Source organism: Pseudomonas floridensis, from assembly GCF_002087235.1.
Taxonomy (GTDB): Bacteria; Pseudomonadota; Gammaproteobacteria; order Pseudomonadales; family Pseudomonadaceae; genus Aquipseudomonas; species Aquipseudomonas floridensis.
Genome location: NZ_MUIO01000086.1, coordinates 11,323 through 35,563 on the forward strand (window position 1 = coordinate 11,323; position 24,241 = coordinate 35,563).

The 24,241-nt window shown below is 55.5% G+C and carries 22 protein-coding genes and 1 pseudogene; 21 read left to right on the plus strand and 2 right to left on the minus strand.

Going from position 1 to position 24,241, the window contains the following annotated elements; genetic code table 11:
- The first annotated feature begins 196 nt into the window (after nucleotides 1–196).
- The 16 genes from mnmG to glmS all read left to right on the plus strand — a co-directional run bounded on the left by mnmG (nucleotide 197) and on the right by glmS (nucleotide 16,209).
- A complete protein-coding gene (gene mnmG / locus BZK31_RS20620) occupies nucleotides 197–2,089 on the plus strand; it encodes a tRNA uridine-5-carboxymethylaminomethyl(34) synthesis enzyme MnmG (protein WP_083184963.1) in 1,893 nt (630 codons plus the stop codon).
- Nucleotides 2,086–2,742, plus strand: coding sequence for a 16S rRNA (guanine(527)-N(7))-methyltransferase RsmG (gene rsmG / locus BZK31_RS20625; RefSeq protein WP_083184965.1), 657 nt, complete (start codon nucleotides 2,086–2,088; stop codon nucleotides 2,740–2,742). The genes mnmG and rsmG overlap by 4 nt, the downstream gene beginning before the upstream one ends.
- An 18-nt stretch (nucleotides 2,743–2,760) precedes the next feature.
- A complete protein-coding gene (locus tag BZK31_RS20630) occupies nucleotides 2,761–3,552 on the plus strand; it encodes a ParA family protein (protein WP_083184967.1) in 792 nt (263 codons plus the stop codon).
- A gap of 9 nt (nucleotides 3,553–3,561) precedes the next feature.
- Nucleotides 3,562–4,434 carry a ParB/RepB/Spo0J family partition protein gene (locus BZK31_RS20635; protein ID WP_083184969.1) on the plus strand — a complete coding sequence of 291 codons (873 nt, stop codon included), beginning with the start codon at nucleotides 3,562–3,564 and terminating at the stop codon, nucleotides 4,432–4,434.
- Nucleotides 4,435–4,580: 146 nt separating this feature from the next.
- Nucleotides 4,581–4,988 (plus strand): F0F1 ATP synthase subunit I, encoded by a 408-nt coding sequence (locus BZK31_RS20640; RefSeq protein ID WP_004882442.1) that lies wholly within the window; start codon nucleotides 4,581–4,583, stop codon nucleotides 4,986–4,988.
- Nucleotides 4,989–5,004: 16 nt separating this feature from the next.
- Nucleotides 5,005–5,874, plus strand: a complete 870-nt coding sequence (gene atpB, locus BZK31_RS20645; RefSeq protein WP_004882441.1) for a F0F1 ATP synthase subunit A — start codon at nucleotides 5,005–5,007, stop codon at nucleotides 5,872–5,874.
- 137 nt (nucleotides 5,875–6,011) lie between these two features.
- Nucleotides 6,012–6,269 carry a F0F1 ATP synthase subunit C gene (gene atpE, locus BZK31_RS20650; RefSeq protein WP_002555987.1) on the plus strand — a complete coding sequence of 86 codons (258 nt, stop codon included), beginning with the start codon at nucleotides 6,012–6,014 and terminating at the stop codon, nucleotides 6,267–6,269.
- A gap of 57 nt (nucleotides 6,270–6,326) precedes the next feature.
- Nucleotides 6,327–6,797, plus strand: coding sequence for a F0F1 ATP synthase subunit B (locus tag BZK31_RS20655; protein ID WP_004882440.1), 471 nt, complete (start codon nucleotides 6,327–6,329; stop codon nucleotides 6,795–6,797).
- Nucleotides 6,798–6,809: 12 nt separating this feature from the next.
- Nucleotides 6,810–7,346, plus strand: coding sequence for a F0F1 ATP synthase subunit delta (locus tag BZK31_RS20660; protein WP_083184971.1), 537 nt, complete (start codon nucleotides 6,810–6,812; stop codon nucleotides 7,344–7,346).
- Nucleotides 7,347–7,367: 21 nt separating this feature from the next.
- A complete protein-coding gene (gene atpA / locus BZK31_RS20665; protein ID WP_073172869.1) occupies nucleotides 7,368–8,912 on the plus strand; it encodes a F0F1 ATP synthase subunit alpha in 1,545 nt (514 codons plus the stop codon).
- 50 nt (nucleotides 8,913–8,962) lie between these two features.
- Nucleotides 8,963–9,823, plus strand: coding sequence for a F0F1 ATP synthase subunit gamma (atpG, locus tag BZK31_RS20670; RefSeq protein WP_024686633.1), 861 nt, complete (start codon nucleotides 8,963–8,965; stop codon nucleotides 9,821–9,823).
- A 27-nt stretch (nucleotides 9,824–9,850) separates the two neighbouring features.
- Nucleotides 9,851–11,230 (plus strand): F0F1 ATP synthase subunit beta, encoded by a 1,380-nt coding sequence (gene atpD / locus BZK31_RS20675; RefSeq protein ID WP_025996049.1) that lies wholly within the window; start codon nucleotides 9,851–9,853, stop codon nucleotides 11,228–11,230.
- 44 nt (nucleotides 11,231–11,274) lie between these two features.
- Nucleotides 11,275–11,700 (plus strand): F0F1 ATP synthase subunit epsilon, encoded by a 426-nt coding sequence (locus BZK31_RS20680; RefSeq protein WP_004882435.1) that lies wholly within the window; start codon nucleotides 11,275–11,277, stop codon nucleotides 11,698–11,700.
- A 122-nt stretch (nucleotides 11,701–11,822) separates the two neighbouring features.
- Nucleotides 11,823–13,190: a bifunctional UDP-N-acetylglucosamine diphosphorylase/glucosamine-1-phosphate N-acetyltransferase GlmU gene (gene glmU / locus BZK31_RS20685; RefSeq protein WP_083184973.1), complete on the plus strand. Its 1,368-nt coding sequence runs from the start codon at nucleotides 11,823–11,825 to the stop codon at nucleotides 13,188–13,190.
- 406 nt (nucleotides 13,191–13,596) lie between these two features.
- Entirely contained in the window at nucleotides 13,597–14,364 is a 768-nt protein-coding gene (locus BZK31_RS20690) for a DeoR/GlpR family DNA-binding transcription regulator (protein ID WP_083184974.1), read from the plus strand.
- Between the two features lie 9 nt (nucleotides 14,365–14,373).
- Nucleotides 14,374–16,209, plus strand: coding sequence for a glutamine--fructose-6-phosphate transaminase (isomerizing) (glmS, locus tag BZK31_RS20695; RefSeq protein ID WP_083184976.1), 1,836 nt, complete (start codon nucleotides 14,374–14,376; stop codon nucleotides 16,207–16,209).
- Nucleotides 16,210–16,391: 182 nt separating this feature from the next.
- On the opposite strand, the gene BZK31_RS20700 is transcribed toward glmS, so the two are convergent.
- Together BZK31_RS20700 and BZK31_RS20705 are read right to left on the minus strand one after the other, a co-directional pair.
- Nucleotides 16,392–18,032 carry a tetratricopeptide repeat protein gene (locus tag BZK31_RS20700; RefSeq protein WP_083184978.1) on the minus strand — a complete coding sequence of 547 codons (1,641 nt, stop codon included), beginning with the start codon at nucleotides 18,030–18,032 and terminating at the stop codon, nucleotides 16,392–16,394.
- Nucleotides 18,029–19,156: a protein kinase domain-containing protein gene (locus BZK31_RS20705; RefSeq protein WP_083184980.1), complete on the minus strand. Its 1,128-nt coding sequence runs from the start codon at nucleotides 19,154–19,156 to the stop codon at nucleotides 18,029–18,031. The genes BZK31_RS20700 and BZK31_RS20705 overlap by 4 nt, the downstream gene beginning before the upstream one ends.
- A gap of 241 nt (nucleotides 19,157–19,397) precedes the next feature.
- Between BZK31_RS20705 and BZK31_RS20710 the strand changes: the two genes are divergently transcribed.
- From BZK31_RS20710 to BZK31_RS20725, 5 genes and pseudogenes are all read left to right on the plus strand, one after another.
- Nucleotides 19,398–21,149, plus strand: coding sequence for a patatin-like phospholipase family protein (locus BZK31_RS20710; protein ID WP_083184982.1), 1,752 nt, complete (start codon nucleotides 19,398–19,400; stop codon nucleotides 21,147–21,149).
- Nucleotides 21,140–21,361 (plus strand): hypothetical protein, encoded by a 222-nt coding sequence (locus BZK31_RS20715; protein WP_083184984.1) that lies wholly within the window; start codon nucleotides 21,140–21,142, stop codon nucleotides 21,359–21,361. The genes BZK31_RS20710 and BZK31_RS20715 overlap by 10 nt, the downstream gene beginning before the upstream one ends.
- 498 nt (nucleotides 21,362–21,859) lie before the next feature.
- Complete coding sequence (locus BZK31_RS29525) at nucleotides 21,860–22,117, plus strand: hypothetical protein (RefSeq protein WP_157900772.1); 258 nt, start codon at nucleotides 21,860–21,862, stop codon at nucleotides 22,115–22,117.
- 22 nt (nucleotides 22,118–22,139) lie between these two features.
- Nucleotides 22,140–23,552 carry a DUF3298 domain-containing protein gene (locus BZK31_RS20720; RefSeq protein ID WP_083184986.1) on the plus strand — a complete coding sequence of 471 codons (1,413 nt, stop codon included), beginning with the start codon at nucleotides 22,140–22,142 and terminating at the stop codon, nucleotides 23,550–23,552.
- Between the two features lie 121 nt (nucleotides 23,553–23,673).
- A pseudogene (locus BZK31_RS20725) lies at nucleotides 23,674–24,241 on the plus strand (IS5 family transposase); the annotation flags it as partial.

The window sequence follows — 24,241 nt, forward strand, 5'->3', positions numbered from 1 at the left end:
TATCCACAGAAAGGATGCTCAGTAAGAATAAACATAAAAACAAGGCTTTATAAACTTTCTTTCCTTTTTATTTTCTTTATCCGCGAGTTTTCCACAGTTGGTTAAATTTTGTGCAACGGGTTTCATTCAGGTGGGGTAAGTCCCTATACTTGTCAGCTATCCCAATTTCCCATCGACAACAGGCACGAGGTGCGTGGTGGATTTCCCTTCCCGTTTTGAAGTGATCGTCATCGGTGGCGGTCATGCCGGTACCGAGGCCGCACTGGCGTCGGCACGCATGGGTGTCAAAACCCTGCTGCTTACGCACAACGTGGAAACCCTCGGCCAGATGAGCTGCAACCCCGCGATCGGCGGTATCGGCAAAAGCCATCTGGTCAAGGAGATCGACGCCCTCGGCGGTGCGATGGCCATGGCCACCGATAAAGGCGGCATTCAGTTTCGTGTGCTGAACAGCCGTAAAGGCCCGGCAGTGCGTGCGACGCGTGCACAGGCAGACCGTGTTCTGTACAAGGCTGCGATCCGCGAGACACTGGAGAACCAGCCGAACCTGTGGATATTTCAGCAATCCTGCGACGACCTGATCGTCGAACAGGATCAGGTTCGCGGCGTTGTCACCCAAATGGGCCTGCGTTTCATGGCCGATTCGGTTGTGTTGACCACAGGCACGTTCCTGGGCGGTCTGATCCACATTGGTATGCAGAACTATTCCGGTGGCCGGGCCGGTGACCCGCCATCCATCGCGCTCGCTCGCCGATTGCGCGAACTGCCTTTGCGGGTGGGGCGTCTGAAAACCGGTACGCCGCCTCGCATCGATGGCCGTTCCGTCGATTTTTCGGTGATGACCGAGCAGCCGGGCGATACGCCGATCCCGGTCATGTCGTTCCTGGGTTCCAAGGAACAGCATCCGCCACAAGTGAGTTGCTGGATTACCCACACGAACGCCCGGACTCACGAGATCATTGCATCCAACCTTGACCGTTCGCCCATGTATTCCGGGGTGATCGAAGGTATCGGTCCGCGTTACTGTCCGTCGATCGAAGACAAGATTCACCGCTTTGCCGACAAGGAAAGCCATCAGGTCTTTATCGAACCGGAAGGCCTGACCACCCATGAGCTGTACCCGAACGGAATTTCCACTTCGCTGCCGTTCGACGTCCAGTTGCAAATCGTTCGCTCGATTCGCGGTATGGAAAATGCGCACATCGTTCGCCCAGGCTATGCGATCGAATATGATTACTTCGACCCACGCGATCTGAAGTACAGCCTCGAGACCAAAGTCATTGGTGGCCTGTTTTTCGCAGGTCAGATCAATGGCACAACCGGTTACGAAGAAGCCGGGGCCCAAGGTTTGCTGGCCGGGACCAACGCGGCATTGCGGGCGCAAGGTCGCGACAGTTGGTGCCCGCGCCGCGACGAGGCGTACATCGGAGTATTGGTCGACGACCTGATCACCCTGGGAACCCAGGAACCGTACCGGATGTTCACCTCGCGTGCTGAATATCGCTTGATCCTGCGCGAAGACAACGCCGACCTGCGCCTGACTGAAAAAGGTCGCGAGCTGGGTCTGGTCGATGACACGCGTTGGGCTGCCTTCTGCACCAAACGCGAAAACATTGAGCGTGAAGAGCAACGTCTGAAAAGTACCTGGGTTCGTCCCGGGACCGAGCAGGGCGATGCCATTGCCGCGCATTTCGGCACGCCGCTGACCCACGAATACAATCTGCTTAACCTGCTGACGCGTCCGGAAGTCGATTACGCCAGTTTGATTTCCCTCACGGGAGAGGGGAGCAGCGACCCGCAAGTGGCCGAGCAGGTCGAGATCAAGACCAAATACGCCGGTTATATCGACCGCCAGCAAGATGAGATCGCCCGTCTGCGCGCCAGCGAAGACACCAGGCTGCCTGAAGACATCGACTACGCCGGAATTTCCGGACTGTCGAAAGAAATTCAAAGCAAGCTGGGGATAACTCGTCCCGAGACGCTCGGACAGGCTTCGCGTATTCCCGGCGTCACACCGGCGGCGATTTCCCTATTAATGATTCACCTGAAAAAACGCGGCGCGGGCCGTCAGTTGGAGCAAAGCGCTTGAGTTCTATGGTCACCCCGCAACACGCAGACGAGTTATCCACAGGTGCCCGAGCGCTGGGGATCGAGCTGACACCGGTACAGCAGGAACTACTGCTGGCGTATCTGGCACTGTTGATCAAGTGGAACAAGGCGTACAACCTCACGGCTGTGCGCAATCCCGACGAAATGGTGTCCAGGCATTTGCTCGACAGTCTCAGCGTGATGCCGTTTGTCGAAGGCGGCCAACCCGGTGAACGTTGGCTCGATGTGGGCAGCGGTGGCGGCATGCCGGGCATCCCGCTGGCGATCATGTTTCCGCAGATGAAAGTCACGCTGCTGGACAGCAATGGCAAAAAGACCCGTTTCCAAACCCAGGTCAAACTGGAACTGAAGCTGGATAACCTCGAAGTTATCCACAGTCGGGCTGAAAGTTATCAGCCCGAGGTGCCGTTCAACGGAATCATTTCCCGTGCGTTCAGCAGTCTGGAAGACTTCACCGGGTGGACGCGCCACCTGGGCGACATTCAGACACGCTGGCTGGCGATGAAAGGGCTGCATCCTGCCGATGAACTGGTAGCATTGCCCTCGGATTTTCACCTCGATAGCGCACAAGCCTTGACCGTTCCAGGTTGCCAAGGCCAACGCCATCTGCTGATACTGCGCCGCACGGCATGATTGGGAACACAAGCGATAATGGCTAAGGTATTCGCGATAGCGAACCAGAAAGGTGGGGTCGGCAAGACCACCACATGCATCAACCTCGCCGCGTCACTGGTTGCTACCAAACGACGCGTGCTGTTGATCGATCTCGATCCCCAGGGCAATGCGACCATGGGGAGTGGTGTGGATAAACACAACCTGGAGAACTCCGTCTACGACCTGCTGATCGGCGAGTGCGATCTGGCCGAGGCGATGCAGTTTTCCGAGCATGGTGGTTACCAGCTACTTCCGGCCAACCGCGACCTGACCGCAGGCGAAGTGGTGCTGCTGGAAATGCAGATGAAAGAGAGCCGTCTGCGCAATGCGCTGGCGCCGATCCGCGAAAATTACGATTACATTCTCATCGACTGCCCGCCTTCGCTGTCGATGCTCACGCTCAACGCCCTGGTGGCCTCCGATGGCGTAATTATCCCCATGCAGTGCGAGTACTTCGCGCTTGAAGGTCTGAGTGACCTTGTGGATAACATCAAACGTATCGGCGAATTGCTCAACCCACAGCTCAAGATCGAAGGCCTGCTGCGTACCATGTACGATCCGCGTCTGAGCCTGATCAACGACGTCTCGGCGCAGCTCAAGGAACACTTTGGCGAGCAGCTCTACGACACCGTGATTCCGAGAAACATCAGACTGGCCGAGGCTCCGAGCTTTGGCATGCCAGTGCTGGCCTATGACAAGTCGTCCCGGGGGGCGCTGGCCTACCTGGCGCTTGCCAGTGAGCTGGTACGTCGTCAACGTCGCGGCGCGAAAACCGCTCAGCCAACCTAAGGAATTCCCATGGCCGTCAAGAAACGAGGTCTCGGACGTGGGTTGGATGCACTTCTGAGCAGTCCAACCGTCAGTTCGCTGGAAGAGCAGGCCATCAAGGCTCCACAGCGCGAGTTGCAGCATGTGCCGCTGGACATGATTCAGCGTGGCAAGTACCAGCCGCGCCGCGACATGGACCCGCAGGCGCTCGAAGAGCTGGCGCAGTCGATCAGGTCCCAGGGCGTGATGCAGCCGATCGTGATTCGTCCGATCGGTGACAACCGCTTCGAGATCATTGCCGGCGAACGACGCTGGCGAGCGAGTCAGCAGGCAGGCGTCGAGACGATTCCGGCGATGGTTCGCGATGTACCGGACGAAACGGCGATCGCCATGGCGCTGATCGAGAACATCCAGCGCGAAGACCTGAACCCCATCGAAGAAGCCATGGCGTTGCAGCGTCTGCAGCAGGAATTCCAGCTCACCCAGCAGCAGGTGGCCGACGCCGTCGGCAAGTCCCGGGTCAGCGTGGCCAACCTGTTGCGCCTGATTGCGCTGCCGGAAGCGATCAAGACAATGCTGTCCCATGGCGACCTGGAGATGGGCCACGCACGTGCCCTGCTTGGTCTGCCGGAAGAACGTCAGGTGGAAGGGGCGCGACACGTTGTCGCACGAGGGCTGACCGTACGCCAGACAGAGGCCCTGGTCAGACAGTGGTTGAGTGGCAAGGAAACACCTGCGGAACCGGCAAAGATCGACCCCGATATCAGCCGACTCGAACAGCGTCTGGCCGAGCGTTTAGGGTCCGCGGTCCAGATACGCCACGGGCAGAAGGGAAAGGGGCAGTTAGTCATTCGTTACAACTCGCTTGACGAGTTGCAAGGTGTGCTTGCTCACATCCGCTGAAACAATTGCTCTGTAGCGTATAGTCGGAAATCACTACCTGACTGTTGAATAGGGGCTTAACCGCCCCTATACTCTGCGCGCATTTTGTCGGCACAAATTATGCCAAGTTACAGATGATGGCGACCGACAGCCAAGGAGCAGATGCGATGGAATCACGCATGCCAGACCGCTTGCCGTTTCATCGCCTTGCGGTTTTTCCGGTTTTGCTGGCTCAACTGATCGTCCTGCTGATCGCCGCTTTGGCGCTGTGGCAGTGGCGTGGAGTCGTAGCGGGATACTCGGGGCTCTGCGGAGGCCTGATAGCCTGGCTGCCCAATTTATATTTCGCTCACAAGGCGTTTCGGTTTTCCGGAGCCCGAGCCGCTCAAGCCATCGTCAGGTCGTTCTACGCCGGCGAGGCGGGCAAACTTATTTTGACGGCAGTGCTTTTTGCACTGACGTTTGCAGGCGTAAAACCGCTGGCACCGCTGGCGGTATTCGGAGTGTTCATGTTGATCCAGGTGGTCAACTGGTTCGCTCCCCTGCTGACGAGAACAAGACTTTCGAGACCTTAGGGCGTTTGAGGCAACCATGGCAGAGCAAACAGCTTCGGGCTATATCCAGCACCACTTGCAGAACCTGACATTCGGGCACCTGCCCAATGGCGAATGGGGCTTTGCCCACACCGCAGCAGAAGCCAAGGAAATGGGTTTCTGGGCTTTCCACGTCGACACGCTCGGCTGGTCGGTTGCGTTGGGTCTGATTTTCGTTCTGATCTTCCGCATGGCGGCCAAGAAAGCAACGTCCGGTCAGCCGGGCGCCCTGCAGAACTTCGTCGAAGTGCTGGTCGAATTCGTCGACGGCAGCGTGAAAGACAGTTTCCACGGTCGTAGCGCGGTTATCGCACCACTGGCGCTGACCATTTTCGTCTGGGTATTCCTGATGAACGCGGTCGACCTGGTACCGGTTGACTGGATTCCTCAACTGGCGATGCTGATCTCCGGCGACGAGCACATTCCGTTCCGCGCGGTTCCGACCACGGACCCGAACGCGACGCTGGGTATGGCCCTGTCGGTCTTCGCACTGATCATTTTCTACAGCATCAAGGTCAAGGGTATCGGCGGCTTCATCGGCGAACTGACCCTTCACCCGTTTGGCAGCAAGAACATCTTCGTTCAGGCTTTGTTGATTCCGGTCAACTTCCTGCTCGAATTCGTGACTCTGGTGGCCAAACCGATTTCTCTGGCACTGCGTCTGTTCGGCAACATGTATGCTGGTGAGCTGGTCTTCATCCTGATCGCCGTCATGTTCGGCAGCGGTCTGCTCTGGCTGAGCGGCCTGGGCATTGTTCTGCAATGGGCATGGGCTGTGTTCCACATCCTGATCATCACCCTGCAAGCGTTCATCTTCATGATGCTGACCATCGTCTACCTGTCGATGGCTCACGAAGATAACCATTGAGATCCGTCTTCCGACGTATCTGATGACCGTCTCGCAACGCGAGACGGTGCCCGCAAGGGCTGATGTAAGAAACGATTTTGTTTTACCGCTTTAATTAAAAAAACCTAACCAATACGACGTAAAAGTCGGGAGGAAAGATGGAAACTGTAGTTGGTCTAACCGCTATCGCTGTTGCACTGTTGATCGGCCTGGGCGCACTGGGTACTGCAATCGGTTTCGGCCTGTTGGGCGGTAAGTTCCTGGAAGGCGCAGCGCGTCAGCCAGAAATGGTTCCAATGCTGCAAGTCAAAATGTTCATCGTTGCGGGCCTGCTCGACGCCGTGACCATGATCGGTGTTGGTATCGCTCTGTTCTTCACCTTTGCGAACCCCTTCGTTGGTCAACTCGCTGGCTGATCACTCGAATTTTCGAGTTGATTGGTGTGATGGACAACGAACGAGCGAGGTGTTGGCGTGAACATTAATGCAACCCTGATTGGCCAGTCCGTTGCGTTCTTCATTTTTGTGCTGTTCTGCATGAAGTTCGTGTGGCCTCCGGTCATCGCGGCTTTGCACGAACGTCAGAAGAAGATCGCGGATGGACTGGACGCTGCTTCCCGAGCAGCTCGCGACCTGGAGCTGGCCCAAGACAAAGTGGGTCAACAACTGCGCGAAGCTAAGGCTCAAGCAGCTGAAATCATTGAGCAAGCCAAGAAACGCGGTACTCAGATTGTCGACGAAGCCCGTGAACAGGCTCGCGTTGAAGCTGACCGTGTGAAGGCTCAGGCTCAGGCCGAGATCGAGCAGGAACTGAACGGTGTCAAAGACGCCTTGCGCGCCCAGTTGGGTAGCCTGGCAGTCAATGGCGCAGAGAAGATCCTGGGTGCCACAATCGATCAAAACGCGCACGCGGAGCTGGTTAACAAACTGGCTGCTGAAATTTAAGCGAGGGCGATCATGGCAGAACTGACCACGTTGGCCCGACCTTACGCTAAGGCGGCCTTCGAGCACGCGCAGGCCCACCAGCAACTGGCCAATTGGTCAGCCATGCTCGGCCTGGCTGCTGCGGTGTCGCAAGACGACACCATGCAGCGCATGCTCAAGGCCCCGCGACTGACGAGCGCACAAAAGGCCACCACTTTTATTGAAGTGTGTGGCGACAAGTTCGATGCCAAGGCACAGAATTTCATCCATGTCGTTGCTGAAAACGACCGTCTCCCGCTTCTGCCGGAGATCGCCGAACTGTTCGACCTGTACAAGGCCGAGCAGGAAAAATCGGTCGATGTGGATGTCACCAGTGCTTTTGCATTGAACCAAGATCAGCAAGACAAACTCGCCAAGGTTCTCAGTGCACGGCTCGGCCGGGAAGTGCGCCTGCATGCTGCGGAGGATGCCACCCTTATCGGTGGTGTCGTAATCCGCGCCGGCGACCTGGTTATCGATGGCTCAGTTCGCGGCAAGATCGCGCAACTAGCCGAAGCATTGAAATCTTGAGTTTGAAGGGGCAGCAGAGCAATGCAGCAACTCAATCCTTCCGAAATAAGTGAAATCATCAAGGGTCGCATCGAGAAGCTCGATGTAACCTCCCAAGCCCGTAACGAAGGCACAGTCGTCAGCGTGTCTGACGGTATCGTGCGGATTCACGGTCTGGCCGACGTAATGTACGGCGAGATGATCGAGTTTCCGGACGGCGTCTACGGTATGGCGCTGAACCTTGAGCAAGACTCCGTGGGTGCCGTTGTACTGGGCGCTTACACGACTCTGGCTGAAGGCATGAGCGCCAAGTGCACTGGCCGCATCCTGGAGGTTCCGGTTGGTAAGGAACTGCTGGGTCGCGTAGTCGATGCACTGGGTAACCCAGTTGACGGCAAAGGTCCGCTGAACAACACCGAGACCGATGCGGTCGAGAAAGTTGCTCCAGGCGTGATCTGGCGTAAGTCGGTAGACCAGCCTGTACAGACTGGCTACAAGGCTGTCGATGCCATGATTCCAGTCGGCCGTGGCCAGCGTGAGCTGATCATCGGTGACCGTCAGATCGGTAAGACCGCTCTGGCCATCGACGCGATCATCAACCAGAAAGACAGCGGCATCTTCTGCGTCTACGTGGCAATCGGTCAGAAACAATCGACCATCGCCAACGTGGTTCGCAAGCTCGAAGAAAACGGCGCACTGGCTAACACCATCGTCGTGGCTGCAAGTGCTTCCGAATCCGCTGCGTTGCAGTTCCTTGCACCGTACTCGGGTTGCACCATGGGCGAGTTCTTCCGTGACCGCGGTGAAGACGCGCTGATCGTTTATGACGATCTGTCCAAGCAAGCAGTGGCTTACCGCCAGATTTCCCTGCTGCTGCGCCGTCCACCAGGCCGTGAAGCCTACCCAGGTGACGTGTTCTATCTCCACTCCCGTCTGCTGGAGCGCGCATCGCGTGTTTCCGAAGAGTACGTAGAGAAGTTCACCAATGGCGCAGTGACCGGCAAAACCGGCTCCCTGACCGCATTGCCGATCATCGAAACCCAGGCTGGCGACGTTTCCGCGTTCGTTCCGACCAACGTGATTTCCATCACCGACGGTCAGATCTTCCTGGAATCGGCCATGTTCAACTCTGGCATCCGTCCAGCTGTGAACGCCGGTGTTTCGGTATCCCGTGTGGGTGGTGCCGCTCAGACCAAGATCATCAAGAAGCTCTCCGGTGGTATCCGTACCGCTCTGGCTCAGTACCGTGAACTGGCAGCATTTGCCCAGTTCGCTTCTGACCTGGACGAAGCGACCCGTAAGCAACTTGAGCATGGTCAGCGCGTTACCGAGCTGATGAAGCAGAAGCAATACGCACCAATGTCGATCGCTGACATGGCGCTGTCGCTGTATGCCGCTGAGCGTGGGTTCCTGACCGACATCGAAATCGCCAAGATTGGCAGCTTTGAACAAGCGCTGATTGCTTACTTCAACCGCGATCACGCCGATTTGATGGCGAAGATCAACGTGAAGGGTGACTTCAATGACGAAATCGATGCAGGCATGAAAGCCGGTATCGAGAAGTTCAAGGCCACCCAAACCTGGTAAGCCGCAGCGGGGGCCGGAAGGCTCCCGCTTGCTAACCTGATAGGTGTTACATGGCAGGCGCAAAAGAGATTCGCAGCAAGATTGCGAGCATCAAAAGCACGCAAAAGATCACCAGCGCCATGGAAAAAGTGGCGGTCAGCAAAATGCGCAAGGCTCAAATGCGCATGGCTGCTAGCCGTCCTTACGCGGAGCGCATCCGCCAGGTGATTGGTCATCTTGCCAACGCCAACCCGGAATATCGCCACCCGTTCATGATCGAGCGCGAAGTAAAGCGTGTCGGTTATGTCGTAGTGAGCAGTGACCGTGGTTTGTGCGGTGGCTTGAATACCAACCTGTTCAAGGCTCTGGTCAAGGACATGGCGGTAAACCGTGAAAACGGCGTAGAGATCGATCTGTGCGTGGTTGGCAGCAAAGGTGCGGCATTTTTCCGCAACTTCGGCGGTAACGTCGTCGCTGCGATCAGCCACCTGGGCGAAGAGCCGTCGATCAACGACTTGATCGGCAGCGTCAAGGTGATGCTGGATGCCTACCTGGATGGCCGTATTGATCGCCTGTCCGTGGTATCCAACAAGTTCATCAACACCATGACGCAACAGCCAACGGTGGAGCAGTTGATTCCGCTGGTGGCAACCCCGGATCAGAAACTCAAGCACCACTGGGACTATCTCTACGAACCCGATGCCAAAGAGCTGCTCGATGGCTTGATGGTTCGCTACGTTGAGTCGCAGGTGTACCAGGCGGTGGTCGAGAACAACGCAGCTGAACAAGCGGCGCGGATGATTGCAATGAAGAACGCCACCGACAACGCCGGTGATCTGATCAGCGATTTGCAGCTGATCTACAACAAGGCGCGTCAGGCAGCGATCACCCAAGAGATCTCGGAAATCGTCGGCGGCGCTGCCGCGGTTTAACGGTTCAAATATTAGAGGAACCAGCTAATGAGTAGCGGACGTATCGTTCAAATCATCGGCGCCGTGATCGACGTGGAATTCCCACGCGATAGCGTACCGAGTATCTACAACGCGCTGAAAGTACAAAGCGCGGCAGAAACCACCCTGGAAGTTCAGCAGCAGCTGGGCGACGGCGTGGTTCGTACCATTGCGATGGGCTCCACCGAGGGCTTGAAGCGTGGTCTGGAAGTGACAGACTCTGGCGCAGCCATCTCCGTACCGGTCGGTAAAGCGACGCTGGGCCGGATCATGGACGTACTGGGCAACCCGATTGACGAAGCGGGTCCGATCGCCACCGAAGAGCGCTGGGGCATTCACCGTCCTGCGCCAACCTTCGCTGAGCAAGCGGGCGGCAACGACCTGCTGGAAACCGGCATCAAGGTTATCGACCTGGTCTGCCCGTTCGCCAAAGGCGGTAAAGTCGGTCTGTTCGGTGGTGCCGGTGTCGGCAAGACCGTCAACATGATGGAACTGATCCGTAACATCGCCATCGAGCACAGCGGTTATTCCGTGTTCGCCGGTGTGGGTGAGCGTACTCGTGAGGGTAACGACTTCTACCACGAGATGAAGGATTCCAACGTTCTGGACAAGGTTGCTCTGGTCTACGGCCAGATGAACGAGCCGCCGGGTAACCGTCTGCGCGTAGCCCTGACCGGCCTGACCATGGCCGAGAAGTTCCGTGACGAAGGTAACGACGTTCTGCTGTTCGTCGACAACATCTACCGTTACACACTGGCCGGTACTGAAGTATCCGCACTCCTGGGCCGTATGCCTTCGGCAGTAGGTTACCAGCCGACCCTGGCTGAAGAGATGGGTACTCTGCAAGAGCGCATCACTTCGACCAAGAACGGTTCGATCACCTCGATCCAGGCGGTATACGTACCGGCGGACGACTTGACCGACCCGTCGCCAGCGACCACGTTTGCCCACCTGGACGCAACCGTCGTACTGTCCCGTGACATCGCCTCCCTGGGTATCTACCCAGCGGTCGATCCACTGGATTCGACCTCGCGCCAGCTGGACCCGAACGTTATCGGCCAGGAACACTACGACACCGCTCGCGGCGTTCAGTACGTGTTGCAGCGTTACAAAGAGCTGAAAGACATCATCGCGATCCTGGGTATGGACGAGCTGTCGGAGACCGACAAGCAGTTGGTTAACCGTGCTCGTAAGATCCAGCGCTTCCTGTCCCAGCCTTTCTTCGTGGCAGAAGTCTTCACCGGTGCTTCGGGTAAATACGTTTCCCTGAAAGACACCATTGCTGGCTTCAAAGGCATCCTCAACGGTGACTACGACCACCTGCCAGAACAAGCGTTCTACATGGTCGGCGGCATCGAAGAAGCGATCGAGAAAGCCAAGAAACTGTAATCCCGGCGCCCGGAAACGGGCGCTAATCAGGTTGAGGCAAGCAAATGGCTATGACAGTCCATTGCGACATCGTCAGCGCGGAAGGGGAAATCTTCTCCGGTCTGGTCGAGATGGTGATTGCGCACGGTAACCTGGGTGATATCGGTATCGCTCCAGGCCACGCGCCGCTGATCACTGATCTGAAGCCGGGCCCGATCCGCTTGATCAAGCAGGGTGGGGAAGCCGAGGTGTTCTACATCTCCGGTGGTTTCCTCGAGGTTCAGCCGAACATGGTCAAGGTGCTTGCCGATACTGTGCAACGTGCTGCCGACCTGGACGAAGCCTCTGCTCAAGCCGCCGTCAAGGCTGCCGAGAAGGCTCTGAACGAGAAAGGCGCGGACTTCGATTACGGATCTGCAACTGCTCGTCTGGCCGAGGCCGCAGCCCAGCTGCGTACCGTTCAGCAAATTCGCAAGAAGTTTGGCGGCTAAACCCGCTGCTTCATATGCGTGATTGAGAAAAAGGGTAGCCTCGGCTACCCTTTTTCTTTTTCAAAATAAGCCCGTCCCCGGCCGCAGGCCTTGATTGCCGCGCCGCTCAGTTGGTAGGTCTCATGTCCCTCGATATCGTTATTCTCGCTGCTGGCCAAGGAACGCGCATGCGCTCTGCGTTGCCGAAGGTGCTTCATCCCGTGGCGGGCAACTCCATGCTTGGTCACGTTATCCACAGCGCCCGCCAGTTATCCCCAGACAGCATCCAGGTCGTCATTGGGCATGGCGCCGACGCGGTCCGTGAACGTCTCGCTGCCGATGACCTGAATTTCGTGATGCAGGACAAGCAACTGGGCACCGGACATGCCGTCGCCCAGGCGGTGCCTGCACTGACGGCCGACACCGTACTGATCCTCTACGGTGATGTGCCCTTGATTGAAGTGGATACGCTTCAACGCTTGCTCAAGCAGGTCACGCCGCAGCAATTGGGTCTTTTGACCGTCACCCTTGAAGACCCGACCGGCTACGGTCGTATCGTGCGTGACGAGCAAGGTCGAGTGTCCGCAATTGTCGAGCACAAGGACGCCACTGAAGCCCAGAAAGCAATTACCGAAGGCAACACCGGGATTCTTGCGGTTCCCGGTAAGCGTCTGGCCGAATGGCTGGGGCGTCTATCGAACAACAATGCGCAGGGCGAGTACTACCTTACGGACGTGATCGCCATGGCAGTTAACGATGGCCTGGTCGTGGCCACCGAACAGCCGCATGATGCGATGGAAGTGCAGGGCGCCAATGATCGCAAGCAGCTTTCCGATCTTGAACGTCATTACCAGTTGCGCGAAGCTCGCCGTCTGATGGCCGCCGGCGTAACGCTGCGCGATCCTTCACGCTTCGATGTACGCGGAGAAGTCACTGTCGGGCGTGATGTGCTGATCGACATCAACGTTGTGCTGGAAGGTAAGGTGGTGATCGAGGACGACGTCGTAATCGGCCCGAACTGCGTCATCAAGGACAGCACGCTGCGCAAAGGTGTTGTTGTGAAAGCCAACAGCCATATCGAAGGCGCGATGCTGGGCGAGGGCAGCGATGCAGGCCCATTCGCACGTCTGCGTCCGGGCAGCGTGCTGGGGGCCAAGGCGCATGTGGGTAACTTCGTCGAACTCAAGAACGCCGAGCTTGGCGAAGGTGCCAAGGTCGGGCACCTGACTTATCTGGGTGACGCCGAAGTGGGTGCGCGTACCAACATTGGCGCGGGCACTATCACCTGCAACTACGATGGCGCCAACAAACACCGCACAGTGCTGGGCACTGACGTGTTCATTGGCTCAAACAACTCGCTCGTCGCGCCTGTGGATATCCTGGACGGTGCAACCACTGCAGCCGGATCCACCATCACTCAAACCATTCCCGCCGAGCAATTGGGTGTGGCCCGTGCACGGCAGCGCAACATCGAAGGCTGGAAACGTCCGGTGAAAATCAAAAGGGATTGAGTTATCCATAATGGCTAATACGCAGGCGCGACTCACATCTTGGCCCTGCGTTATCCACAGGCCCGCCTCATCAGGATCTCAGTGAACATAGGCCTGTGGGCGTGAGCCAGCTGTGTTCAACTGCCCTTTGGTTACATCTTTTTCGCGGACAGTCCGCTTCCACGAGACCCTGAAGGGTGGACCTATGTAGGAGTGGACTTGTCCACGAAGAGGCCAGTACAGACTCAGCACATTAAATGTCCGAACAACCGCCTTCGTCAGCAATCCATAGTTATCCCTTTTTCTAGACCTTCAGCACTTGTGGATAACTGCGATGTTCATCGTGAGCGCAAGGGACGCTTGACCAATCTAGCCAAATAGGTTTTGATTGCCTTCGTTATCTTTCGAATCGAAACTTAAGGTCGTCATGTCGAAGCGCAATACGCCCCAACGCCGCCACAACATTCTGGCTTTACTCAATGAGCAAGGTGAGGTGAGTGTGGACGATCTGGCCAAGCGATTTGAAACCTCCGAAGTTACGATTCGAAAGGACCTGGCCGCGCTCGAAACCAACGGTTTGCTGTTGCGTCGCTACGGTGGGGCCGTCACGCTGCCTCAAGAGCTGATCGGCGAAGGTACCCAACCCGTCTCGAAGTACAAACAAGCCATCGCCCGTGCCGCCGTTACCCGTATTCGTGAGCACGCGCGCATCATCGTCGACAGCGGCAGCACCACCGCCGCGTTGATTCCCGAGTTGGGCGCACAGCCTGGTCTTGTAGTGATGACCAACTCACTGCACGTTGCCCGGGCGCTGACTGAACTGGAACACGAACCGGTGCTGTTGATGACCGGCGGGACATGGGACCCGCATTCCGAGTCGTTCCAAGGGCAGGTCGCCGAGCAGGTGCTGCGTTCCTACGACTTCGATCAACTGTTCATCGGTGCCGACGGTATCGATCTGATCCGTGGTACCACGACCTTCAACGAATTGCTGGGGCTGAGCCGCGTCATGGCGGAGGTTGCCCGGGAAGTCGTCGTCATGGTCGAAGCCGACAAGGTCGGGCGCAAGATCCCCAATCTGGAACTGCCGTGGAGCAGTATCCACACCCTTATTACCGATGATCGTCTGCCCGTCGAGGCACGCGACCAGATACAGGCCCGCGGCATCAATCTGATTTGTGCCGCTGTCAGCTAGGAGAGAACCATGTGTGGAATCGTCGGCGCAGTCGCTGAACGTAATATCACGGCCATTTTGCTCGAAGGCCTGAAGCGTCTTGAATACCGTGGCTATGACAGCGCAGGCGTGGCCGTCTTCAGCAATGAAGGCACGCTTGAGCGTCGTCGCCGTTCCGGTAAGGTCAGCGAACTGGAGCAGGCACTGGCCGGTGAGCCACTGATTGGCCGTCTGGGTATCGCCCACACCCGTTGGGCCACCCACGGTGCGCCTTGCGAGCGTAACGCTCACCCACATTTTTCGGCCAACGAGCTGGCGGTTGTCCACAACGGCATCATCGAAAACCACGAGCCGCTGCGCGAACAACTCAAGAGCTTGGGCTATGTGTTCTCGTCCGATACCGACACTGAAGTCATCGTTCACCTGCTGCACCACAAGCTCAAGGACACGCCGGATCTGGCCACTGCCCTGAAAGCCGCGGTCAAGGAACTGCACGGCGCTTACGGTCTGGCCGTCATCAGCGCCGCCCAGCCTGATCGTCTGCTGGCAGCTCGCAGCGGCAGCCCGCTGGTGATCGGCATGGGCCTGGGCGAAAACTTCCTCGCCTCCGACCAGCTCGCACTGCGTCAGGTCACCGACCGTTTCATGTACCTGGAAGAGGGCGATATCGCCGAGATCCGCCGGGACAGCGTGCAGATCTGGACTGTTGACGGTCTGCCGGTCGAACGTGAGGTCGTGCAGTACCACGAAGGCGCCGAAGCCGCTGACAAGGGCGAGTATCGCCACTTCATGCTCAAGGAGATTCACGAACAGCCCAAGGTCGTGCAGCGCACGCTTGAGGGCCGTCTGGGTCAGCAGCAAGTGCTGGTTCACGCGTTCGGTCCACAGGCTGCCGAACTGTTCGCCAAAGTACGCAACGTGCAGATCGTCGCGTGCGGCACCAGTTACCACGCTGGCATGGTTGCGCGTTACTGGCTCGAAGGCCTGGCCGGAATTCCGTGCCAGGTCGAAGTGGCCAGCGAATTTCGCTACCGCAAAGTCGTGGTGCAGCCTGACACTCTGTTCGTCTCCATCTCGCAGTCCGGCGAAACCGCCGACACCCTGGCTGCCCTGCGCAATGCCAAAGAACTGGGCTTCCTCGCCAGCCTCGCGATCTGCAACGTGGGCATCAGCTCGCTGGTGCGTGAATCCGACCTGACCCTGCTGACCCAGGCCGGACCGGAAATCGGCGTTGCCTCCACCAAGGCGTTCACCACCCAGTTGGTTGCCCTGCTGCTGCTGACCCTGTCCTTGGGCCAGGTCAAAGGCTCGCTGGAAGAGGGTGTCGAAGCGCAACTGGTCGATGAACTCCGCCGTCTGCCAACCCGCCTGGGCGAAGCATTGGCGATGGACACCACCGTCGAGAAAGTCGCCGAACTGTTCGCCGAGAAACACCACACCCTGTTCCTGGGACGCGGCGCGCAATTCCCGGTCGCGATGGAAGGCGCACTCAAGCTCAAGGAAATCTCCTACATCCACGCTGAAGCCTATCCGGCTGGCGAACTCAAACACGGCCCGCTGGCGCTGGTCGATGCCGACATGCCAGTGGTCACCGTCGCGCCGAACAACGAACTGCTGGAGAAACTCAAATCCAACCTGCAGGAAGTCCGCGCACGAGGCGGTGAACTGGTGGTGTTCGCTGACGAACAGGCCGGCATGAAAAACGGCGAAGGCACCCACGTTGTCGCGATGCCGCACATCATCGACGCCCTGGCCCCGATTCTGTACACCATCCCGCTGCAGTTGCTGTCGTACTACGTTGCCGTGCTCAAAGGCACGGACGTGGACCAGCCGCGGAATCTGGCGAAGTCGGTGACGGTGGAGTAGTTATCCACAGGGGTAGCCCCTGCTGATGTCTGCAAAGAATAAAGGTTGTCACAAAAGAATAAAGGCTGCCACAAGTTAATAAAGGTTGTCACAAGCTCCTGCCCCGACCGTACATCGGGACAGGAGTGAACGAGCCCCATGAAAGACAGGTGTAGCTTCGGGGGCAGATGGGGACGCACAGCTCAACGGCGCTTGAAGTCGTCGGGGAGATGGAAGCTCAATCCATCCAGAATTAGGTCGGCAAATTCCAATCTACCGGATTGATCCGAACCCGGGCTTGGTGTGTCATCCCGTGCGTTTAAAATTGTTTGGTAATCATCTGGGTTAGCGTAGAGTCTGTTGACCTTTTCCAGACTATAAGCGCCTTCGAGCTTCCCTATATCCGAGGCTTTCTGGGTAACAGTTCTCGCTCGCTCCAATATTGTGGGGACCCACTCGGCCTTGGCGAGTATCGCTTCCCGTGCATGATAAATGGTGCACAAAACAGGATCACGGTAGCTTTCAGCCTGGCAGACTTTTTCCGCTGCCTCGTAGTATTTCCGGCCGTCCTCAAGCATTCCGACGCGATAACAAAGCATTCCGTAGTTCGCCAATGCTTGGGCATGGTGAGGTCCACCCTCTCTCAACTCTTCATTAAAAAGTGAGATCCATCCATTCAGTTTTGCCGCGTCTGCGTCACTGGGCTGAAGGGGGGTGATCAGTCCTAGCTCGGCATATGCGCGGTTGAGCTTGAGGATCGAATTATGGGGATTTGCAATCAGCCCTTGTCTGGTGATTTCGATCATCTGCTCATATCGATCATCTAGGGAAGCAATGTAGCTAGCCAAGACTGGTGGCTTGCTTGAGAATGGCTCGGCCGCGAACCAGTCCAACGCATGCCGGATAGCAAATTCCACTTCGCCTTGAATGTAGCTCTCTCTTGCTTTCGCTTCATAGGCGATTTCAAGACTTTGGACTTTGGAATGATGATTCGACTTTATGTCATGTCGCTGCTCGGCCCACAATGCTTGAGCGAGAGTGTTCCGATTCGGGTGAAGAAGAGAATCCCGGATGTACATCTTCGCACGCTTAATCGCACCACTTTCAATTTCGAGAGTGCCTAACGAGCTCGCGAGTTCAGTAGTGTGCCGAGGATGCAATCCCGACTCATTAATTTTTCGAGCAGTCGCCAGATTCCTGCTGCCTCTTCCTATCATCTGGGACACCGATAACTCGGCCGAAGCGATCCAAGGATCGTGCTTAACAGCCGGATGGCGAGCAAGCAGGCTATGTGAACGATCAAATTCTTCAAGGTGGATATAAAGTCTGGACGCAACGCGCGCGACCCACCTATGAGCCGGAGCTAAACCCAGAGCGACGGTCATGGCCCGTTTCGCGGGGTCAGCTTGACCTAATGAGATGTATTCTCGGGCCAAATCTACCCAAGCAAGCGTGTTCCGAGGACTCACCCGCAGGCAGTTTCGCAAAATTTTGATGCGATCCTTCGGATCTTGTGTATGAGGAACATCATGCTCTTGTTCGAGCGTCTTGCGCGCCAGGGAAATGACCGAAGTGGGTAAGCTACCGTCTTCAATAATACGACGTGAAGCGACGATGGCACCTTCCTCGTTATTTTCTAGCTTGGAAGCGTTCAGGAGTTCGACCGCCATGCCCGCATGCGAAGAGCGAGAGAACTCATTCATCAGCCTTCCGGACTCTGAAACAATCGTGGTTTGGTGGTTGAGTGATCGAATAGCCGAGTTCTCAGCCAAAGAGGACGCCAGCTTCGACGGATCCCAGATCGGAATAACTTTCCTGTCGGACTCTTCCTTGTTGAAACTCATGCTTTTTTCTGCCTCCTTGCTTCCAGAATCGCTTGCTTTTTGGCATCGGTGCGCAGGTTTTCCAGAGCGCTGACGAACCGATTCAGGCCCAAGCCCAATTGATCGCCTTTACCCAGAATTTGCTTAGCCCCGCGTTTAGAGTAGTCAGGGTGTGAGCATTGCGTTATTAGGCTGATGACCTTATCAGCTGCCCAGGTCGGCAACGCAGTCCTTCGGCTCTCCAAACCTTCAAAGAAGGCACCTTCTAGATAGGGTAGAGCCTGGGTGTAGCTGCTACCTCCGCCTTGCTCGGGAAACCAATGCTTAGGGCCTATCGCAGCTGGCAAGAGCTCTTTGATCATAGTGTTGACTGTTACCCCGAACAGAAGAAACGCCATCAATGATCCGAACTGATAGAGATCTGCTCGTTGTCTACGATCTATCCACTCTTCTGGGACATTGCCATACAACTGCTCGGGAGGTGCGTAGCTGAAGTCTCCCGCAATGCAGCATTGCTCGAATGCGCCATTGCCATAACCTTGAACTGTCGCCCGCCCCAGATCACCCACTTTCGCCCCTGCAACGCTGAAGACCATCACGTTGGACGGTTTCAGATCTTGATGGCTGATTCCTTGATCGTGAAGCTGACCGATACCCAGCATCACGTCTTTGAGATAGCTGAATTTCTTTGCGTAGTCATCAGTGGAGGTTTGGGCGATTTGGCTGCGAACGTCGCCCCCATCGGCGAGCTCTAGGATCAGATATGCCACACGCGGCATATGGTCATCGGGTTTTCGATCAACTTTGACGTCGCCATGTCCGAGGATAGTGACGATTTGGCGCATCTTGGTCTTTGCGCAAAGCTCATTGAGTAATTTTTCATCACCGAATGCTCGGGTTGCGCGATTTATGCTCCTCAGGAAGTCCTCCTCGCCTTCATTTTTAATGACGCTGTCCAAATCGAGGGCTTTGAGGAACGCCACGGAGTCTCCCTTGCGAACACGATAGGAGACTGAATAAGTTCCGCCCGAGCTGTCCGAGCTGGCTCTTCCACAAGCGAGCAGCTCTTCTACAACCCATCCATCTGCCAACTCCAACCCTTCCAGCCGGGTCGCAGGCGTGTCTAATACTTCTGGGGTTTGCATATTTGCACCACGGACAACATTTAGGGTTTGTAGACGTTGGGCGAATGAATCGCTTAGCTCGGCGAAGCGATTGACGGAGCCTGTAAATCTATAGCAGATAGCCAGCACTTAGAATACAATTTTGCTCCTCGTGAAAGCTGTAAATGTGTGTGAATGCCGACGTTAGGACGAGTGTTCTGATGGGAGGCTTCGTCATCTCGTGCACCGCTGCCATCTATTGGAATGAATCAGGGTTTAGGCTATGGAGAGTAAGCATCCCGTATTTCTCGCCTTTCAAGGCGGCGGAGCGAAGGGGGTGGTCCATGCAGGTGCGCTGCTCGCGATTAACGACCTAGATCTTGATATTAAGGGCGTCGCTGGTACTTCTGCCGGTTCGATGATTGCCGCGCTCATCGCTGCGGGTTATACCGGCGAGGAACTGGTAGATCCAGAGAACAAAACGCATCTTTTTCAGACAGTCACGCCTCGCTTCGGTATCTACCGAGCGACAGACATCTTCTCCAAAAAAGCTTGGCGCATCCTGACGATAGGGCGGGCCCTACCAGCTCGTCTCCGAGGTGTTAAAGACCGATTTTTGAGGATTTTTGGCCCATACCTCACTCGATTGCCAGAAGGGCCGTGGCCACTTTTTGGTTTGTTGTTCTTTCTGGGGCTGTTAGCTACCTGTCCTACCATTGCCCAGGTGGTGGCCATTATCTCGACAATTGGCGTGCTTGCGGTTGGCGCGGCAATTCGGTGGATTTCTCAGGGAATTTCGACAGTCGAGGCCGTTCGCCGGCTCATTGATGGTGCTATTCGGATCAAACTGGGCGTCGACAAGCACAACATTACGTTTCGCGATCTGAAGAATCATGGCGGACTACCCCTGAAGATCATCTCCACGAACATTCTTGGCGAATGCTTGGAGCTTTTTTGTTTTGAACGAACACCAGATACACCGGTAGCCGACGCCGTTGCTGCGTCGATCTGCCTACCCGTCATCTTCCGCCCATGGGAGCTGAAGTTCCGACGCGGTACAGAGAATTTGGATCGATACGTCTCGGGGCGTTTTTTCGACGGCGGGCTGATGTCCAACCTTCCCGCATGGCCCTTCGATGAAGAACGGCTGATCTTTCCTGGCACGACAACCATTGCACTGGGGATCAGTCCTGAGGTCGTATCAGGTCCGCTAAAGCCAAAACACTGGCTTGGGTCCATCATCAATGCCATCGTCTCTGGAACTGGCGAGATACATACGCGCGCAGTTGGCCGGATCATCAAAATTCCGCTCAGGTGTCGTCTCAACCTTCTGGAATTCGACGCACCGATCAACAAAATTTACGATGAGGTAAGAAGGTCACGCCACCAAGTTACTCATCAGCTTAGGAAGGAACTCACAACTTATCCAGCCTTGATCGATGACGCTACTCAGGTTCTTCATGCCGGTGTGACGGCGCAGTTGGCTGTTTACCAAGGGCGTTGGTTTAGCGAGCCGCTGACGGATCATACGATCCGAGTGGCAATTGCAGCCCAGCGTTCGGGAGCTATGAACAGCTTGTCGCTTGTGTCCGGCGCAGGCTTTTCGGATCAGCATCCCGACAACAGAATTACTCTCCCACTGAGCGGGTCAGCTGCAGGTATTGCTTGGGCTGAAGGTGCTGTAGCTGCCGCGCTTCCGTGGGATGACGATATGGCGCTGCACGCGCTGGATCGGATGTGGGAGCCAGTGAAATGGTTCATGTGTTTCAGGCTCACTCCACGCACAGGTATCCCGATCGCCAAGGTACTCACACCTCGACCTAAGGCACCGTTCCTCGGCAAGGTTCACGGCGAGATGGCTAAAATTCGGCCAATCGTTATAATCATCGACGGAACAATGCCGTTCGATGATTGCCTTGAGCATGCGTACGAAGACATCCTGGAATGTCTCGAACGCATCCAGGAGTCGGCGGTCGAATACTTAAGGCAGCGAGATCTCGATTTCATCCTACAAGGATCAAATTCATGGCTATAACCCTCTACGTTGGTGGCAAATCGGTCTATGCGAAGAAGGCAAAACCTTCTGACAAGTACGTGCTCGACCCCACGTTTGAAGCTGCTGCATTGGCCAGTGAAGAGCACCAGAGCCATCTTCGCGAATTTTTAAGCGAGCGCGATAATGAGCTAGCCGAGAGGAAGCGCAAGCTTAAGAAAGCTGGCCTCGAGCGAGCAGGCTGTACCGCGTAGCAACGCAGAAATTCCTAAAAACCGTCGTATTAGCGACGGTTTTTTTTTGCCGTCATTCCCGCTATCCAACCTAACCAACCAGATAAGGGGACCTTCTGAGTCGAATTATGGTTCGATGGGCGATACCGGATTTCGATGTGGCTGGCCAAGCAGATCCGGAAATGGAGTCGTTTCTTCGGAGATGATTCATTTGGAAGAAGGCCCGGTGCTATCATGACGGTTTGTGCTCACCACGGACCGACTGATGGATTTTGCTTATAGGATCAGGATGACATTTGGCACTTCACCCCTCGAACCCACACGTTCACAAGCATTCAATATATCGTCCGAAGCCGTAAGATATGCTGGAAGCGGAAACGCTCTGGATGCCACTAAATGGGCGGAGCTAGTAAAGAAACATTGTCCTTCCGCCGGTCAGTGGGCATACAGGGGCCTTGATAACACCAACATTAGGACCCTGCTGGCGTTGGCCATCCAAGTCACGGAAGGACGAGCAGAATGATTGCTGGTAATTTTAGAGAGTTTCTCGAACGAACAGCAAAAATCAGGAACTGGGCACCTAGTTCAATGGATCTCGTAAAAATAGAGAGCCATTTACAAGCGTTAAAGGGGTCAAAAAGAGTCATCACATCGACTGACGTCGCGTTAATTGTTGCTCGCCAATGTCCTGGCACGCAATTTTTTGTTACTGCTGGCGTTGATAATAAAGATATCTCAATACTGCTAACCATGGCTCTGCAGCAAACTAAACGATAAACGTCTCAGGCAGGCAGAACAATTGAGTACGAAAGAGCAAGACGTTGTTCTCGCCAAAAATAAGCTGGCGGAATTTAAATCAAGTTACGTTGACGCTATCACACAGTATGTGCTGTATACCCAAGGCGAATGGGATTCGAGGGTGGCAACTTCAAACCTTCTAGACATTCAGCGTAAAGGAGCGGAGTACTATAATTTCTGCGAGGAGTTTGTCGGCAATAGCAGTTTGTTAGGCGCTCATAGTGACGGCTTGTGGGCACAGGGCTTTGCTGAGGATTGCTATGCGATATTGCAAACCATGCCGCAACATTTCCAACTTTTACAGGCTGGTTTCGAGAGGCTGAAAATTGAGGGTAGCTTCAAGCCGTCGAGTACCGAGTACGCAAATATGCAGCGACTCTGCAAAAGGTACTTGAAGGCGCCTCTCATCCGGTCGCTGCGTCAGAGCCTAGTCGAAAATAGTTTGCCAACCTATGGCCTTGATAATAGAGAGGGCTTTACATTGACATCTGGTATGCGAATAGTCATTTCGTTCGTCTTTGGCGTAGTGTTTTTGATCGCGGTCATTGCGATTGCCATAATTTTACCGAATCCTACCGGTTTCCAATACGTAATTTTCCGGCTCGTTGCGTCGCTATCTGCCGCTGGGGTTGTAGCTGTAATGTCGGGTTTTATAGAGGTAAAATTTGGTGGCTGGCTAAGAGCTGGCGGCGCACTTGCTGTGTTTGCAGCGGTGTTTTGGACAAATCCAGCTGAAAAAATAATGGGCGAAAAATCTAGTCAGCAGGTCCCTGAACAACATCTGCCGTCGCCACCCCCACCCACGCCTAATCAGCCAAAGCTTGAATATCGCAAGGTCAGTAAACACATCAAGGATCACAGGCCTGACACAAATGTTGAAGTCGCCACTATTGAGTTAGAGTACGTTGAGGTGCATGGGTTAGGCGATGCTAATACAGAGAAAAAAATCAACTCACAAATTCAACGTCAAATAGGTGTAAATGAAGCCTTCGAAGGTAGCGAGGATCGTATCATGCATGTAAAAAGTGCAATGATTTACGGAGGGATTTTAAGCGTTGTGGCGGAAGGGTATTTCTACGGTCATAATGCCGCTGGCGCGCACAATAAAATTGTCAGTTTGAATATAAATATCAAAAACGGTGAGTCTGTCGAATTTAAAGATCTATTTCGCTCAGGTTATATAAAACAGATAAACACTATGGCTAGCGCTGAGCTGGCGAAGACGATACCTGAAAATTGGTTTGAGACGGTCTCTGATAATCAGTGCTATTATTTCGATAGTAGTTATCTTTATTTGTGTTTTTCCGAGTATGAAGCTGCTGCTGGTGCTAATGGTGTTGTGACTGTACGACTGGATCTCAATGATCTAAGAGGCTTGATCAGTTTAAACGGTCCGTTGGCATACATTTTGTAGGGCTATTGCCAAGTCATGAAGCTCTTGTGTACTCTGATGTTTACAAGAGAGCTCAGGTTCTGAAGCGTTCGCGTGGTTCTGGCTACCTGGCGAAGGCGATGAATTGCCGTACTCCACTTACTTCCGGCACCTGCTGGAAAAGCATCAATTGGCCCCTGCGATCCTCGCGGTCATCAACGGTTATCTGCAAGACAAAGGCCTGTCCCTGCGCCAGGGCACCATCGTCGATGCCACTATCATTCATGCCCCCAACTCGACCAGGAACGAGGAAGGAAAGCGTGATCCCGAGATGCATCAGACGAAGAAAGGTAACCAATACTTCTTCGGAATGAAGGCGCCTATCGGCGCCGATGCCGAGTCGGGACTGGTTCATCATGTTCATGGCACTGCGGCCAATGTGGCCGATGTCACGCAGGTCGCCGAGCTGCTGCATGGCGAAGAAAACGCGGTGTATGCAGACGCTGGGTACACCGGTGTCGAGAAGCGTGAAGAGCATGAAAATCGTGAGGTCATCTGGCAAATCGCTGCGCGGCGCAGCACGTATTCCAGGCTCAATAAACGCAGCGTGCTCTACAAGGCCAAGCGCAAGATCGAGTACTGCAAAGCTCAGACACGAGCCAAGGTCGAGCATCCGTTTCGGGTAATCAAGCGTCAGTTTGGCTATGTGAAAGTGCGCTTTCGTGGGCTGA